Origin of the sequence: Veillonella magna (genome assembly GCF_959600285.1) — a bacterium.
Classification (GTDB): Bacteria; Bacillota; Negativicutes; order Veillonellales; family Veillonellaceae; genus Veillonella_A; species Veillonella_A magna.
Genome location: NZ_CAUGKU010000003.1, coordinates 138,320 through 153,719, shown reverse-complemented (window position 1 = coordinate 153,719; position 15,400 = coordinate 138,320). Strand labels below are relative to the sequence as shown.

Annotated in this window: 13 protein-coding genes and 3 tRNA genes; 2 read left to right on the top strand and 14 right to left on the bottom strand. The window is 43.5% G+C overall.

Annotated features, from left to right (window positions below; genetic code table 11):
* Positions 1–33 precede the first annotated feature (33 nt).
* From Q5873_RS03175 to recQ, 3 genes are read right to left on the bottom strand one after another with little or no spacing between them, the layout of a single operon-like run.
* Positions 34–528, bottom strand: a complete 495-nt coding sequence (locus tag Q5873_RS03175; protein WP_303059183.1) for a dihydrofolate reductase — start codon at positions 526–528, stop codon at positions 34–36.
* Complete coding sequence (locus Q5873_RS03170; protein WP_303059182.1) at positions 528–1,319, bottom strand: thymidylate synthase; 792 nt, start codon at positions 1,317–1,319, stop codon at positions 528–530. Before Q5873_RS03170 ends, Q5873_RS03175 begins: the two co-directional genes overlap by 1 nt.
* A complete protein-coding gene (gene recQ, locus Q5873_RS03165) occupies positions 1,316–3,133 on the bottom strand; it encodes a DNA helicase RecQ (protein WP_303059181.1) in 1,818 nt (605 codons plus the stop codon). The genes Q5873_RS03170 and recQ overlap by 4 nt, the downstream gene beginning before the upstream one ends.
* A 196-nt stretch (positions 3,134–3,329) precedes the next feature.
* On the opposite strand from recQ, the gene putP reads away from it, so the two are divergent.
* Positions 3,330–4,811, top strand: a complete 1,482-nt coding sequence (gene putP / locus Q5873_RS03160) for a sodium/proline symporter PutP (RefSeq protein ID WP_303059180.1) — start codon at positions 3,330–3,332, stop codon at positions 4,809–4,811.
* Between the two features lie 500 nt (positions 4,812–5,311).
* On the opposite strand, the gene Q5873_RS03155 is transcribed toward putP, so the two are convergent.
* The 5 genes from Q5873_RS03155 to Q5873_RS03135 form a co-directional block, all read right to left on the bottom strand.
* A complete protein-coding gene (locus Q5873_RS03155; protein ID WP_051245627.1) occupies positions 5,312–6,718 on the bottom strand; it encodes a pyruvate carboxylase subunit B in 1,407 nt (468 codons plus the stop codon).
* A 247-nt stretch (positions 6,719–6,965) separates the two neighbouring features.
* Complete coding sequence (locus Q5873_RS03150) at positions 6,966–7,286, bottom strand: hypothetical protein (RefSeq protein WP_288190663.1); 321 nt, start codon at positions 7,284–7,286, stop codon at positions 6,966–6,968.
* A gap of 124 nt (positions 7,287–7,410) precedes the next feature.
* Positions 7,411–8,343, bottom strand: a complete 933-nt coding sequence (locus Q5873_RS03145) for a hypothetical protein (RefSeq protein WP_028254525.1) — start codon at positions 8,341–8,343, stop codon at positions 7,411–7,413.
* 11 nt (positions 8,344–8,354) lie between these two features.
* Positions 8,355–9,302, bottom strand: coding sequence for a phosphodiester glycosidase family protein (locus tag Q5873_RS03140; protein ID WP_303059179.1), 948 nt, complete (start codon positions 9,300–9,302; stop codon positions 8,355–8,357).
* A gap of 19 nt (positions 9,303–9,321) precedes the next feature.
* Positions 9,322–10,131, bottom strand: coding sequence for a polysaccharide deacetylase family protein (locus tag Q5873_RS03135; protein ID WP_303059178.1), 810 nt, complete (start codon positions 10,129–10,131; stop codon positions 9,322–9,324).
* 242 nt (positions 10,132–10,373) lie between these two features.
* On the opposite strand from Q5873_RS03135, the gene Q5873_RS03130 reads away from it, so the two are divergent.
* On the top strand, positions 10,374–11,171 hold the full coding sequence (locus Q5873_RS03130) for a carbon-nitrogen family hydrolase (RefSeq protein WP_303059177.1): 798 nt from the start codon (positions 10,374–10,376) through the stop codon (positions 11,169–11,171).
* Between the two features lie 130 nt (positions 11,172–11,301).
* Here the strand turns inward: Q5873_RS03130 and Q5873_RS03125 are convergent, their stop codons facing one another.
* The 6 genes from Q5873_RS03125 to Q5873_RS03100 form a co-directional block, all read right to left on the bottom strand.
* Positions 11,302–12,093 carry a ferredoxin reductase domain-containing protein gene (locus Q5873_RS03125; protein ID WP_303059176.1) on the bottom strand — a complete coding sequence of 264 codons (792 nt, stop codon included), beginning with the start codon at positions 12,091–12,093 and terminating at the stop codon, positions 11,302–11,304.
* Positions 12,094–12,382: 289 nt separating this feature from the next.
* Entirely contained in the window at positions 12,383–13,333 is a 951-nt protein-coding gene (locus tag Q5873_RS03120) for a 2-hydroxyacid dehydrogenase (RefSeq protein ID WP_303059175.1), read from the bottom strand.
* Positions 13,334–13,449: 116 nt separating this feature from the next.
* Positions 13,450–13,535: transfer RNA gene (locus Q5873_RS03115), tRNA-Leu, on the bottom strand.
* A gap of 12 nt (positions 13,536–13,547) precedes the next feature.
* Positions 13,548–13,623 (bottom strand) — tRNA-Phe (locus Q5873_RS03110).
* Between the two features lie 7 nt (positions 13,624–13,630).
* A tRNA-Asp gene (locus tag Q5873_RS03105) sits at positions 13,631–13,706 on the bottom strand.
* 182 nt (positions 13,707–13,888) lie between these two features.
* Positions 13,889–15,199 carry a dicarboxylate/amino acid:cation symporter gene (locus Q5873_RS03100; protein WP_288190330.1) on the bottom strand — a complete coding sequence of 437 codons (1,311 nt, stop codon included), beginning with the start codon at positions 15,197–15,199 and terminating at the stop codon, positions 13,889–13,891.
* Between the last annotated feature and the right edge of the window lie 201 nt (positions 15,200–15,400).

The window sequence follows — 15,400 nt, the reverse complement described above, 5'->3', positions numbered from 1 at the left end:
CTTGATTCGTTCTCCCCATGCATGCTTTCACAATTATCGCCGGATGCGATCGTAAGTGACAAACGCAAAGCCGCCATGGTCGGCAGTGGGCTGTCTTTTTTCTTCCGCCGTTTTTTTGAATACCGTCTCGTCAATAACAGGGAAAAACGCATCACCGTCAAAACTGTCTTCCAATTCCGTCACATATAATCGGTCCGCCATGGGCAACATCGCACCGTACAACTCGGCGCCGCCGATACAATACACCGTATCATCTACCTGTTGCGCCGCATCAAGTGCTTCTTCCGGCGAATGAAAAATGCGTACCCCTTCATAAGGCGGTACATAGCCTTCTTGGCGGGTCACTACCCAATGTTCCCGATTAGGTAATTTACAGGGCAAGGATTCCAATGTTTTCCGCCCCATAATAATAATATGTCCCGTGGTCAGTGCTTTGAAATGCTTCAAATCCTCCGGCAAATGCCAAATCAATTGGTTGTCCTTACCGATGACATTGTTTTTCGCTTTTGCCACAATCAACGCTATCATTATACGGCTACCTCCATAGCTAATTTGCCCAAATGTTCATATCCTTCCAGCCATACATCATCAGGTGTAATGGCATAAAAATCATGTACATCGTCCGCCACCTTTAACATCGGCGCTTCTTTTGCCTCATGTCGGCGCTTCAGCTGCGCTTCCAAGGCGTCTACGTGATTTTCGTAAATATGTGCATTATTAATTACATGCGTAAATTGTCCCGGCCTCAATCCGCACACCTTGGCTACCAAATGTACCAGCACCGCATATTGCGTCATGTTAAAGGGCACGCCCAATCCCATATCGCCGCTGCGCTGTACCAACATACAGTTCAACCGATCTCCGGACACATCCCACAATGTTTCATAGGCGCAAGGTTGCAGCGCCATATCCGGCAAATCTTCAATGTTCCACAACGTAACTATCATGCGTCGACTTTGCGGATCGGTTTTCAACATATGAAGCAAGTTATCCAGCTGCTTATATTTTTTTATCTGATAGCCATAGGCTTTACCGATAGTACCGTCTTCACGCATCCACTCATCCCAAACATGTACGCCCATAGCCTGCAGCTCACGCACATCATTGCTTTGCTTCTGCCAAATCCACAACAGCTCCTTCACGGCCGTTTTAAAAGCAACAAATTTTGTCGTCAAAATCGGAAACTCCTTGGCTAAATCAAATTGCATGATCTGATGCGCCAACTTATAGGTAGGCACACCGGTGCGATTATTGGCATAGTAGCCTTCCTTTAAAATTCGTTCCACAATCGCTAAATACTGTGTATCCGCTGCACTCATTTTCGTTCTCCTTCCGCAATTGCTTGTAAAAATGACAGGCCGTATCGTTTTAACTTGGCCTCACCGATTCCTTTTATTTCACATAATTCCGCCAATGTCTTGGGACGTAACGAAGCCATATCGATTAGCACCGTATCGGAAAAAATTAAATACGGCGCAATACCGGCTTCTTCGGCTAATTTTTTGCGATGCTGACGCAAATGTTCAAACAGACCGCCGCCCTTCGATCCGGCACTTGTCTTGGTACGCCGCGGTGCTTCCGGTCGTACGCGCACAATTTCGCGGCGTGCTTCTATGACGCGCTGTGTACCTGCTAGCACCGCTTCGCCGCCGGGCGTAACGGATAACGTAGGATATTTCCCCAAACTGCTTTCCAAATATCCTAGGGCTATGAATTGTTTAATATAGCCTTTTATTTCCTTTTCATCCACGCCTGATAATGCGCCGAATATGGATAAGCGGTCATACCCGGCCCGCCTGATGCGATCCGTACCGACACCGCCTACAATAGCGGCAATCATAGAAGCGCCGTAACGCTCTTCCGTGTCGAGGATGGCCTTAAAAATAATCTGTGCTTCCCGTGTCATATCGCGCCGTGCCTGCTTTCCGTTGCAGCTGCTACAGTTACCGCAATGCTGCCAACCGACGGTCTCTCCAAAATAGGTGAGCATATATCGCCGCAAACATCCGCCGGTAAAGCAATAATCGATCATACTCTGCAGCTTTCCCATTTCAATACGCCGTCGTTGCGGTTCTTCCACCGATTGTTCAATCAGATATTTATGAATGATAACATCCCGCCCGCTATATAAAAGTACACACTCCGCCGGTGCACCATCACGACCGGCCCGTCCTGCTTCTTGGTAATACCCTTCCATGTTGCGCGGCATTTGATAATGTAATACATACCGGATATTACTCTTGTCGATGCCCATACCAAACGCATTGGTAGCCACCATAATTTGAACGCGATCATAGGCATAATTTTCCTGCTGCTGTTTTCGCATCGCATCGGTCAGTCCCGCATGATAATAACCGGCCTTAATCCCTCGGCGCACCAATTCTCCGTATACCTTTTCTACGTCCTTGCGCGTAGCGCAATAGATGACACCGTTCTCCTGGCTATGCGCCTGCACGTATTGCAGTACATAGGCCATCTTATCATCCGGTTGTACCACCTGAAAGCTTAGGTTCGGCCGATCGAAACCTGTCACGTGAACCCGTGCCTTGGTAAGACCCAACAATCGTTTCATATCCTCTTCTACTTCGCGGGTAGCACTGGCAGTAAAAGCACCAACCACCGGACGTTTCGGTAAACTTTCCAAGAAAGGACCGATATCACAATACGCCGGTCTGAAATCATGACCCCATTGTGATACGCAATGAGCTTCATCGATAATCACCTGCGAAATCGGCAGTGATCGTAAGATATTACAAAAGTATGTCGATGCCAGTCGTTCCGGTGCCATATATAACAATTTAATACGACCTTCGCGCACATAGTACATAATCTTATTAAACTCCTCGCGCGTAAGAGTACTGTTCAAATAGGCAGCAGGAATTTTCTGCACCCGCAATCCATCGACTTGGTCTTGCATCAGTGAAATCAACGGAGAAAATACAAGGGTCAATCCCGATTTCATCAGCGCCGGAATTTGAAAGCAAATCGACTTGCCCGCTCCGGTAGGCATGATGGCTAACACATCCTTACCCTCGGCCAGTGTTTGTACCGGCACTTCTTGAGCCGGTCTAAATGCGGGATAGCCAAAATAATTTTTCAGCAGCGCCGTTGCCGTTGCCATAATCTCCGTCATGATCTATCACAGTCCTTTCGTCTTTATCGTGTACCTTTTACTATACTATATATTCGGTATAATTTCTATGTGTATCGGCAATCGCCTTGTTATAAAAGTACATTTCTCCATTCAGCAAAAACATTTTTACTATGCCGACGATTCATTTTATGGTAAAATAAAAAAATACTAATTTATATAAGGAGGCTGTACGCGTATGCACACGCAAACATCTGTCATCGTCGCCTTTGCATTATATTTGGGTTTGATGATGTACATAGGAATTTATTATTACAGAAAATCAAAAAATCTCAGCGACTATATCCTCGGTGGCCGCCAACTAGGTCCCTGGATTACCTCAATGAGTGCCGAGGCTTCGGACATGAGCGGATGGATGCTGATGGGATTACCCGGCTTTGCTTACGCATCGGGTTTATCCGCAATTTGGATTGCCATCGGTCTCGCTGCCGGTACATGGCTGAACTGGGTCTTTGTTTCTAAACGTCTGCGCAACCATACCGAGGTAGCCAGCAATAGTTTGACGATTCCCGATTACCTTCGCAATCGCTTTCATGATACCGGTAAAGCATTGCCAATCATCTCGGCCTTATTCATCGTTATCTTTTTCCTTATTTACACTTCGTCCGGCTTCGTAGCTGGTGGTAAACTGTTTACTACTATCTTCGGTCTTGATTATTTAACTTCTCTGTTTATCACAGCAGGCGTAGTTATTTTCTATACTTTCCTCGGCGGTTTTCTCGCCGTAAGTTGGACCGACTTCATTCAAGGCATGATGATGTTCTTTGCGATTTTATTGGTTCCTACCACAGCTGTTATCGCTATGCATGGTCCCGTTAATACGGCGGCTCTTATCGAAAGCGAATTTCCCCAAGGCTTATCTGTGTTAGGCTCCGCACCTGACACCGTTACCTTGGTCATCGGTATTATTTCTTCCTTAGCTTGGGGTCTCGGTTATTTCGGTCAGCCGCATATCTTGGTCCGCTTCATGGCCATATCCGATTCCAAGGAACTTACCAAAGCAACTCGTATCGCTATGACATGGGTTATCATTTCTTTATCCGCTGCTGTTGCCGTCGGCCTGGTCGGACGTGTGTACCTGCCGGAACTGTTGGAAGGTGCCAAGGCAGAAACGGTGTTCCTCGTTATGAGTGAAAGCTTGTTCTCTCCTTTCATCGCCGGACTTATTTGGTCCGCCGTCCTCGCCGCTATCATGAGCACTTCATCGGCGCAGCTTTTAGTCACTGCCTCATCCGTAGCGCAAGACTTATACAAAAATCTCGTAGGCCATCGTCCCGGTGATCGCGAATTAATTCTCGTCAGCCGTATTACCGTATTAATTGTGGCTGCTATTGCTTTGTCCTTAGCATTAAACCCTGACAGCTATATTCTCACCATGGTTGCCTATGCATGGGCAGGCTTCGGTGCCGCCTTTGGTCCGGCTATTTTGATTTCTCTCTTCTGGCGTCGGATGACGCGCCTCGGCTGCGTAGCCGGCGTTACTGTCGGTGGCTTGACCGTGTTGATTTGGAAACAATTCGGATGGTTCGACCTCTATGAAATCGTTCCCGGCTTCCTCTTTGCGTCTATTGCTATTATCGTTGTCAGCCTCTTAGATGCACCACCGTCTAAAGCGATAACCGATGAGTTCGATGAAGCACAGCGTCGTCACATCCTCTAATACACATGTAGTATTACTCATACAATAACGCGCACGAGATAACCACATGTAACTAACTCACGCAAGTAATAATTACATAATATTCTTTACGTGATGATGTCCATGTTAATAGTGCTCATATAATAGTGATCATATAATAATGTTCATGTAATAGTCTCGCGTAGATACTATTTATGTGACAAGAAAGTCGAACGCAATACAATAAAAGCTGTAACCGAACAGACACTGCTCTCGGTTACAGCTTTTTTATTTTTTATATTCCCTATGTCATTCCTCTTATAGTTTTATATGGAGAACATTAACTCCAGACTCTCACCAAACTACCAAAGACGATACCATATTGGCCGATTTTATTTTTGATAACGAACACTCTTCACCCTTAATAAGATATCGACAAGCTTTGCACTCGATAAACTATCGGCTTCAACACGAATACCAATACTAACAAAAGAGGAGAGACCTCATTGAGGTCTCTCCTCTTACATGTCCTAATGCCTGAATTATTTCTGGCTGTTGATGGACAATACTTTTCTTGTAATCGGTTCTGCGTGTTTTTCGAAGAACTGAAGAGCAACTTCTGGGAACAAAGCGTAAGTCAATACGTCTTCGTCGCTGAAGCCTTCGAAACCGTGATCGGTCAATTCCTGACGGTATTTTTCCAATTCCGGTTTAATGAGGTCTGCCGGACGGCAAGTGATAGGTTCTTCATCGCCGATGATTTTCTTGCGAATATCGTCGGAAATCGGTGCCGGTAAGCGACCATATTTACCGCGAACAAGATCTTTAACTTCGTTAGAGGTCATAGTATAACGTTCCATTCCGTTTGCCATGAAGTTTACGTTCATCATAGCCATAGTACCAACAATCTGGCTGGTCGGAGTTACCAACGGAGGATATCCGAGGTCAGCACGAACTTTCGGCATTTCGTTCATTACATCAAAGAACTTGTCAGCCATGCCCATTTCACGCAACTGGTTCTGCGTATTGGAGAGCATGCCGCCAGGAATCTGGTAATGACGAACTTCCGGCAATACTTCGTGAGCCGGTGTAATACCGAATTCTTCGGAGATTTCTTTGCGAACGCCACGGAAGTATTCAGCTAATTCACGCATAGCGTTGAGGTCCAAACCGGTATCATATTCAGTACCGCGGAACATTTCAACGATGCTTTCCGTTGCCGGCTGAGAAGTAGCATGACCGAACGGACTCAATGCAGTGTCGATGATATCAACACCGGATTCTACTGCTTTCATGTATGTAGCGCTGGCAAGACCGCAAGTGAAATGGCTGTGCAAGTCGATAATCATGTCATCGCCCAATGCTTTCTTAAGATCCTTAATCAAGGAAGCTGCATCGTACGGTGCGAGCAAACCGGACATATCCTTAATGCAGAGGGAGTCGATACCCATTTCTTTTAATTCTTTTGCTACATTAACGAACATTTCGTTAGTGTGTACCGGGCTGATAGTATACACCATGGTGCCCTGTACATGAACGCCACATTTGTTACCGGCTTCGATAGCGGCACGCATATTCCAAGGATCGTTCAATGCGTCGAAAATACGGATGCGGTCGATACCGTTTTCTTTTGCTTTACGAACGAAAGCTTCTACTACGTCATCAGCGTAGTGTTTATAACCAAGAAGGTTCTGACCGCGCAACAACATCTGAAGCGGCGTGTTCTTGATGTGAGCTTTTAAGGTACGAAGACGCTGCCATGGATCTTCATCGAGGAAACGAAGGCAGCTATCAAATGTAGCACCGCCCCAGCATTCCAATGCATCGTAACCGATAGCATCCAATTTTTCCAATACAGGCACCATCTGGCTAGTACGCATACGAGTTGCCAAGACGGACTGATGACCGTCACGAAGGACGGTTTCCATGAGTTTCACTTTTTTCGCCATTATTAATCCTTCTCCTTCACATTTGAGATGAATCGAACACTGCCGACTCTGTAAAATCTTCCACATTTCACAGATGTTTGCGATTCAAATCATTATTCTACAGATTGCGTCTCACAAGTCATTATCTTAAAAATAAAGATAGGCTTGTTTACGCCACAACACTATTAGACTACTTATACATGCCTTTGTCAACACATTTTTTAATACGGAATAATCATCTATGAGCGCTGTTTTTCTTAAATTTAGACTATTTTAATTTTTTCGGCCCTGTTTCCAAAACTATATTTTTGCCTTCTTTTTTTACCTGGACATAAAAATTATTTATACCATCCTTATAATACTCCATTTTTATCTCTAACAGCATCTTGCCGATTTGCGTCTCGATTTTTTCTGTCAGGAACTCACGATAGAAAGCATCTTGTTTATTTTCAACAGCTCTTTTCTTGGCGATTTTCGCTTGTCTAAGCCCTTCGCCGCGAAGCATGGCATTCTCAAATGTTTCCTCTTCCGTAAAGCCTTTAAACATATCTGCGTCACTTAAATTCTTTTGAATTTTGATTTTAGCCATTTTATTGCCTCCTTACTTAGTCGCTTATGAAAAAGACCTGCTAAAGCAGGTCTTTTAGCCTATGCTAATTACGCAACTACAATCTTTAATCAGATTTTAATAATATTATAATTTTTACTAATCATTATTTTTTCTTATCCGATGAATCGCTTGCATCATCCTTCGACGAAGAAGTACCATAGGTACCGTCTTCCATATTTTTCTTAATTGAGGCAACGGTGATCGTGCTCAAAGTTTGCGGCGAATCAAAGGTATGAATTGTTTCAAAGCCTACCCCAAGGCGCCCCTTGCTAAGAGATAATACTTCGTCTTCTTTATTCACCTTGGCAATATAAATATCCTTATTCATATCAACACCGATAAGGCGATATCGTCCCGGCGGATTGATAACACGCCATCCACCCTCGGTGCCGTTGAACATAAAGACATCGCCGGTACGCACATTATCGTAGAAGAAGCGATCTTCATCATAAAAAACTGCAATGCGACCGATATTAGAAGCCTGCATATATACACGTCGCGTGTCATAGTTGGCATCGGTACGGTAAATACGATATGCATTCTCCGCTACCTTAATTTTCATGTATACCACATTGGTTGCCGTGGAAAAAGCCGCTTCCGTAATCCGGCTATCCGATGGTAAATCCTCCATTGTCGTATCCACTTCATGGTCCGGATTTTCCGGATCGATGCGCGCTAACACAACAGCATCCTTAGGTCCGCCGTATAATCCCATGATTGCCAAATCGCGGTCAGGTAGCCACTCGAAGTAGCTTACCATGCGCCCCTTGAGATCAAGCTTGGTTGGTTCTTTCTTGCCGGATGTATAAATTTTAACCGCATCATTGGTAACCACGGCCATGTACTTATGCCCTTCCGAATAATATTTACGACCTTCCGTAACATCAGGAAAATTGCCGTCCTTTTCCTGAGATGCATTGCTTACCGCAAAATCCGTAGTCGGTGCCAAATATACTTGATCCAAATAATAGTACACACCGCCCTGTAATAGAAGGCCTACTACAAAGGCCGTGCAAATCTTGCCGAATGATTTCATAACGCCTCCTATTACTTAACAATGAACGCCGTTGGAATCATACGTTCACCCAATAAATCCGCTGGTTTATTGACTACTTTACCATTATAATACAATGTCGTACTGGAACCGCCATCTAAATTAGCGGCAATATAACAACCTTCGGCATAAAGAACATCCTGTACATCACGCAAGGTCGCTCCGGTAGAATATCCCGGTTGACGTCCATCAATGACTAAGAAGATAACCGTACCATCTTTTTTCTGACCGATGGCTGTACGCGGACCAATCCCCCAACCGCCATCACCTTCGGTAATCATTTTCTTACCATTCACGATCAATGGTGGTCCGAAAGTAATTCCTTCGGAAGCTTCCATATCTGCTAACTCCGTCTTATTATAATTACCGGCAATAAGGTTACCGCTCTTGGTAAAGCCTACGAAATCTACGTTTTCATCAGGGCCTACGTCCTGACCAATAACATATTTGCCATCGCGCAAGATAAAGCCATACGGCAAGCGCCCTGTACCCGTACCATTTGGATCGTGAAACCCACCGCCGTTAATAGCCGCTACCGCATCGTTATCCTTGGCGATATTACTGGTAGTTTCTCCTTTTTCTTGGATATTCTTCGCCGTAGCTACGTGAATACGACGGGGATCCGGAATTTCCAATAAATAGCCTACATAGCGACTGGATTCAATTTTACGCAACTTTAATGTATTATCTTCTCTGGCCTTAAATTTAAACAAGTCCTGACTGCGCACGGTTCCTACCGATCCTAATATGGCATTAAGCTCATCTTGGTCGAAAAGCCACGTAATATAATGCGGATGCCGCGACCGCATGATTGCCCCCACTACGGTGCGCTTAATATTATCAAAAGGACCGAACAAAACAATGAACGGCGCTGATACCCCGGTAAAAATAAACATAACAAGGATAAACTTTACCCATGCTTTTCGAAAGAACGATTTCATAGTTATCTCCCATCCTCAATTATAAGTCTGTATACTGTTCTGTCGTAATGCGCTCTTCGAAATGCGCTAAATCAACGGCATTACCTATCCAAATACGATGCAATGTAAGAGGATTATCACCTTGATGTACCCATCCCGGATTCATCGTTACCGCCAATCGAATACCTGCTCCCTCGGCCGCCGCTTCTGCCTGAGCATCTACCCGTCCGTAAGGATAGCAAAACCATACATTATCAATGTCCAGTTTATCCTTAAGCGCTTGTTGTGCTTTAACAATATTATCTTTCTTTGCCGCCGCTGACAATTCATTCATTCGTACGTGATCATAGCCATGACTGGCAATAGTAACGCCGCCATCTTTCATTTCTTTAATCTGCTCCCACGTCAATCGTTGTCCTACATCACCGGGGTTTACATACACAGTTGCGGCAAATCCATATTTCTTCAGCGCCGGATACACAACGGAATATGTATCTGCATACCCATCATCGAACGTCAGCACTACCGGTTTTACGGGCACTGCTTTACCGCTTGTTACATAGTCATATAACTGCTCCATTGTAATCGGATGGAATCCCTTGTCCTTTAAAAATTTCATTTGTGCTAAGAACAAATCCTCGCGAAGCACCGCATCATTATCCTTATCAGGTCCAATTTTGTGATACATCAATACCGGGATTCCTTTGGGTACTGCTGTCGCTACCTTCTCTTGCACCGGAGCCTTTGCCTCAGGCTTTGACTCTGTCGTCGGCGCCGCTCCAAAGCTACATCCGGCTATGATTACTACAAGACCTATGAGCAACGCGCAGAAAATATATATTTTTTTCATGATAACATGTAACCTCCTACGTATCCGCCATTTATTGTAAGTATCTTTCCATTCAATCATTAGGAACTTATTTTTGTTGCGATACAACGCTAAACTCCCTCAACTATATCTCTTTTTGCTTTTACGATATATTTTACCATTTTTTTAGTATTTTCGCAGTAAATTTCTCTATATTGACAAGCCTTTCTCCCACTCATATACTGAAAGTGTATATCATCTTGGCTATTGAGGGAGGGAATATAATGAAAAAAAATATAGCACTTGTACAATTCGCCGTCACTGTCGGTGACGTTGCGGCTAACTATACACGGGTCGAACAACTTCTTACCGAAGCAGTGGCCAGTCATCCCGATATTATCGTCTTGCCCGAAACTTGGAATACCGGTTTTGCGCCGACTCCGGCGCTCAAGGATATGGCTGATCCCGACGGCGAGCGTACCCGCCACTTTCTATCCGACTTTGCCAAAAAACATGCCGTGAATATCGTCGGCGGATCGGTAGCTACCGTGAAAAAAGGGTATGTATATAATACTACATATGTCCTTGACCGACAGGGTTCGGTAATTTCCGAATATGACAAAATACATGGCTTCAGCCCGGCAAAAGAAGAAAAATTCTTTACCGGAGGTAATCACATTCATCATTTTATGCTGGATGACATTCCTTGCTCTAGCTGCATTTGTTACGATATCCGCTTTCCCGAATTAGTACGTACTGCCGCATTACAAGGGGTAGATCTTTTCTTCGTACCTGCACAATGGCCTACGATTCGTTTGCGCCATTGGGAAATTTTGAATATAGCACGAGCAGTAGAAAATCAGATGTTCTTATGCGCGGTGAATGGTTGCGGCAAACTTGGGAAGGTCACCTGCGCAGGCAATTCTCTCCTATTAGATCCATGGGGCGAAGAAATTCTTCACTTAGACGGTACCGAGCAGGTACGGACAGCTAGTATTGATTTATCCGTATTAAAAGATATTCGTCAACGCATCAATGTATTTCATGATCGTAAACCCGGTCTATATCGTAGTGACTATTAAGCGTCTTTCCTTTCTGACCACATTTCACATACAACATATGCGTTGTATAATACTCTCCCCTATATCAAAAAAGAGAGATGATTTCATATCCGGAAATCATCTCTCTTTTTATTCTACACAATCTATCCTCTCATTTAATATAAATAGCTCGCTGTTCATCAGGTCGATCAAGGAAAATTCTATCTTGTGCAACTCCATTGTCTTCTAAAAAAGCTATCCACTCTTTCATAAAACGATGACCGCCTATAACAATAAAACGTCCTTGTTCTACTAAAACTCTATCCTCCATTAGTTTTTTAACTGCTTGTTCAAAGCTATATCTATTATTCTTATACATATAGCGCACACGCTCATCGTGTACTTCCAGTTCAGTCAACTCTTCCAATGGTTCGGCTACATTTAACGAAAGAATAGGACCATCACCACCGGCTTCCAGTAAATCACGAATAAATGCATGTAAACTGGACAGACCAACGCCCATAGTCAAAGCTACAATAGGACCCTTCGGCGGAACATGAAGATGCGTAGCCGATGTCAAAATAAAAATCCCGTCACCTACTTGATACTCTCCTAGGGTCTTTTTAAATAAGGACGGCTCCGCAGCTATACGCGTAGAAAATACAATCGCATTATCACATTCTCTAGTAGAAATAGAAAATGTTCTCGTAAACGCAGGATCAAAATCGGCTTCCGTTATTCCGGCCAACAATGCGCACCGTATTTCTTTATCAGCTTTCTTTATCTTTTGTGCCAACTCCGGCGACAATCCCTCATAGAGCGCCACGCGCATATGAGCACCACCGGTCCAATGCATGCCTTCTGGCACATATAGTGTATAAGTACGTAACGATGTTCCTTTCTTTTTACAGTCTTTGATATCTGCCAAATAAATAGCCACAAACGTCACTCCTTTCATTCTCACCAGAGAACTCCTTTTATACATATGTGTTGCGGCACCCGCATTACTCCTTCGTCCGTAGTTTTCGCACACTCTTCATCACAATGTACAGATGTCATTTTTATTATTCTTCATTCACATTTAAAATTCCTCTTTTTAGATGTAGATGCAACAAAAAATCCGTTGCGAACATCACATTGTATATCGCGATGTGATTATCGACAACGGATTTTCATTGTATATCCTATTACTTATATGAAAAAGAGCTTATCATACATTCCCGCTTTAGGTAAAAACTTATACATACTCTCGCTTAATCAACGCGATTAATTGGCTGTCCCTTCGCGAAAGCCTTAATGTTCTCTCGCAACAAATCAATTAAACGCCGTCTCGTTTCTAGGCCACGCCATCCCATATGCGGAGTAATAATAACAGAATCCATCGTAAATAACGGACTGTTCTCGTCTAACGGCTCTACTTCTTGTACGTCTAAACCGGCTCCGGCAATAACCCCTCCTTGCAAGGCTCTAATCAATGCTTCCTCATCAATAAGAGCACCTCGCGCAGTATTAATAATATATGCGGAAGATTTCATCTTATCTAATGCCGCTTTATCAATCATATGCCGTGTTGTTTCATTCAATGGACAATTCAATGACAGAAAATCACTTTCTCGTAGCACGGTATCAAAATCTGTGAAGTGTACACCCTCACAATCTTCGCGAGGTGTTCTTGTTGAAACAATGACACGCATCCCCAATGCTTGAGCTACCTTACTCATTTCTTTTGCAATATTACCATAACCGATGAGTCCCAATGTTTTTCCGTTTAACTCTACATGTTTGACCATTAAATGCTTGTGGAAATTATCATGATTCCCCTCTGCCAACATACGTATCTGCTTTTGCATTTCACTGGCTAAATTCATCATCATCATAATTCCCGTGTGAGCTACGCGTTCACTACTATATGCCGGAATATTACAGAGCATAATCCCTTTTTCTCGAACCGCATCAAGATCAATATTGTTGTATCCCGTACCTGCTTCACAAATCATCTTCACGCTATCCGGGAACTGACGAATAATCTCACCCGGCACCTTCATTTCTTTCGTCACTACCACAGTAGCATCTTGAACACGTTCCAAAATCAGATCTTCCGGTGTTTCATCATAAATAATAACATCGGAAGCAATAGATGAATAATCTACATTACCATCATAATTTACCAATCCTGCATTAAGTACTACGGTTTTGTCATTCATAAAAGACTCCTTTTCGTACAACTATATGTGATACTTCAATGATAACAACAAATCAACATCAACGCAACAATATAAAAAAAGAGTACATCGTCATAATTACGATGCACTCTTACATTTGGTGCGGTTGATGGGACTTGAACCCATACGAGCGTACGCTCACCACCCCCTCAAGATGGCGTGTCTGCCATTCCACCACAACCGCATATTCTTTTAATGGTGCCTCAGGACAGAATCGAACTGTCGACACACGGATTTTCAGTCCGTTGCTCTACCGACTGAGCTACCGAGGCGAAAAAATGGCGACCCCGATCAGATTTGAACTGACGATCTTCGCCGTGACAGGGCGACATGTTAACCGCTACACCACGGGGCCGCGTATCTGACGCTCACGTCAGGTACTCGTATAATATATCATGTTTACTTTTAAATTGCAAGTCTTTTTTTAAAAAATATCGCTTTACGTTAACACGTAAAGCGATATTTTAATTAGGGCTTAAGAAACTCTCTCTCGTATATGTTTATAGATGTTATTCAACTTCCAATATCATTATAAAGTTAAATACTTGGTGCCAATGCTTGGTCTTCATCGGTAAGCTTACCTTGCAAATCCTTATCCGTCATAGCACATACTGCCGAATCGGACCATACATTTTCTGCCGTTTCAATCATATCAATAATAGTATAAATCGGCAAAATAACCCCCATAAGACCAATCGGTGCGCCAATAGACGACATCAAGGACAACGTCAAGAAGTAACATCCCATCGGCACGCCTGCATTACCTACGGCTGCCAGTACGGCAATAAAGAGCCAGCCTATCATTTCACCTAACGATAATTCCATCCCTGCATTCTGCATCAAGAAAAGAGATGTTACCAAAATAAATGCCGCACAGCCATTCATATTGATAGTCGTACAAATCGGTAACACAAACCGAGATACTGCTGTATTGGCTTTTAAATTCTGTTCTGCCGAAGCCAACGTTACAGGCAAAGTACCTGCCGAGCTTTTAGTAAAGAGCGCCACCATAACAGCCGGTGACATTTTTTTGAATACTGTTATAGGATTCAACCCACGAGCAATTAGGAACAGCGGAATCACAATAAAGAACTGAATCAAGTTCCCACCGATAACAATGGCCGTATATTTACCAAGCGCGCCGACAATAACACCAGCTTCGATTTGTGCTGCCAACTGAGCCGCAAAAGCCAAAATGCCCACCGGCAAAATCCAAAGCAATGCACGAATTAATGTAAATAATACTTCCTGGAAGCCTAACAAAATTTTTAAGAAGGCATCACGATTTTCTGTTTTAGGCATAAAAGCTAATGCCAAACCTACAGCCGCCGCAATAAGCATTACCGACAATACATTGCCTGACAAGAACGGCTGCAGGAGATTATTAGGTATAATCGACAAGAAGTGATCATAATAGGTAATCTTACCCAACTTTTCAGGTACCTGCGCTACCCCGGCGCCGATAAGATCGGCGGAAATATTGCCCGGCTGAATCCATAAATAAAGTGCTAAACCTACAGCTGCCGCGCAAATTGTAGTAAGAAGCGTATAAGTAACCGCATGAGCAAAAATACGACCTGTGTTTTTATTCGACCCCAATGCTGCCAAAGTGGTGATAACCGCCAATGTAATTGTCGGAACCGCAATAAATTGGAACAGTCTAGTAAACACCGATGCCACAAAATTAAATAATTCATTTAATCCCGGATTATTAATCCAACCCAGAATTCCCCCTATAATAAGGGCCGCAATCCATAGAAGCAATTGTTTCAGCTTGCCTTGTCCTCGGCTACTATCCAATGCTTCCTTGGCCTTGCGATTGACTTGATTTTCATCATGTTCTGCCATAAAAATCCCTCCAAAGCTATACTTTCTTAAACCCTATAATATTTATGGGAATAATTATATTCCTACTTGTAGACAATGTCAATTGACTTTCAGTACTTCACAACTTCACTTTTCATCAACATGATAAGCAAAAAGCAGCCAAGATGAAACCAAATCTCAACTGCCTTTACTTATACAATTTATGCAATACGGAGTATTTCC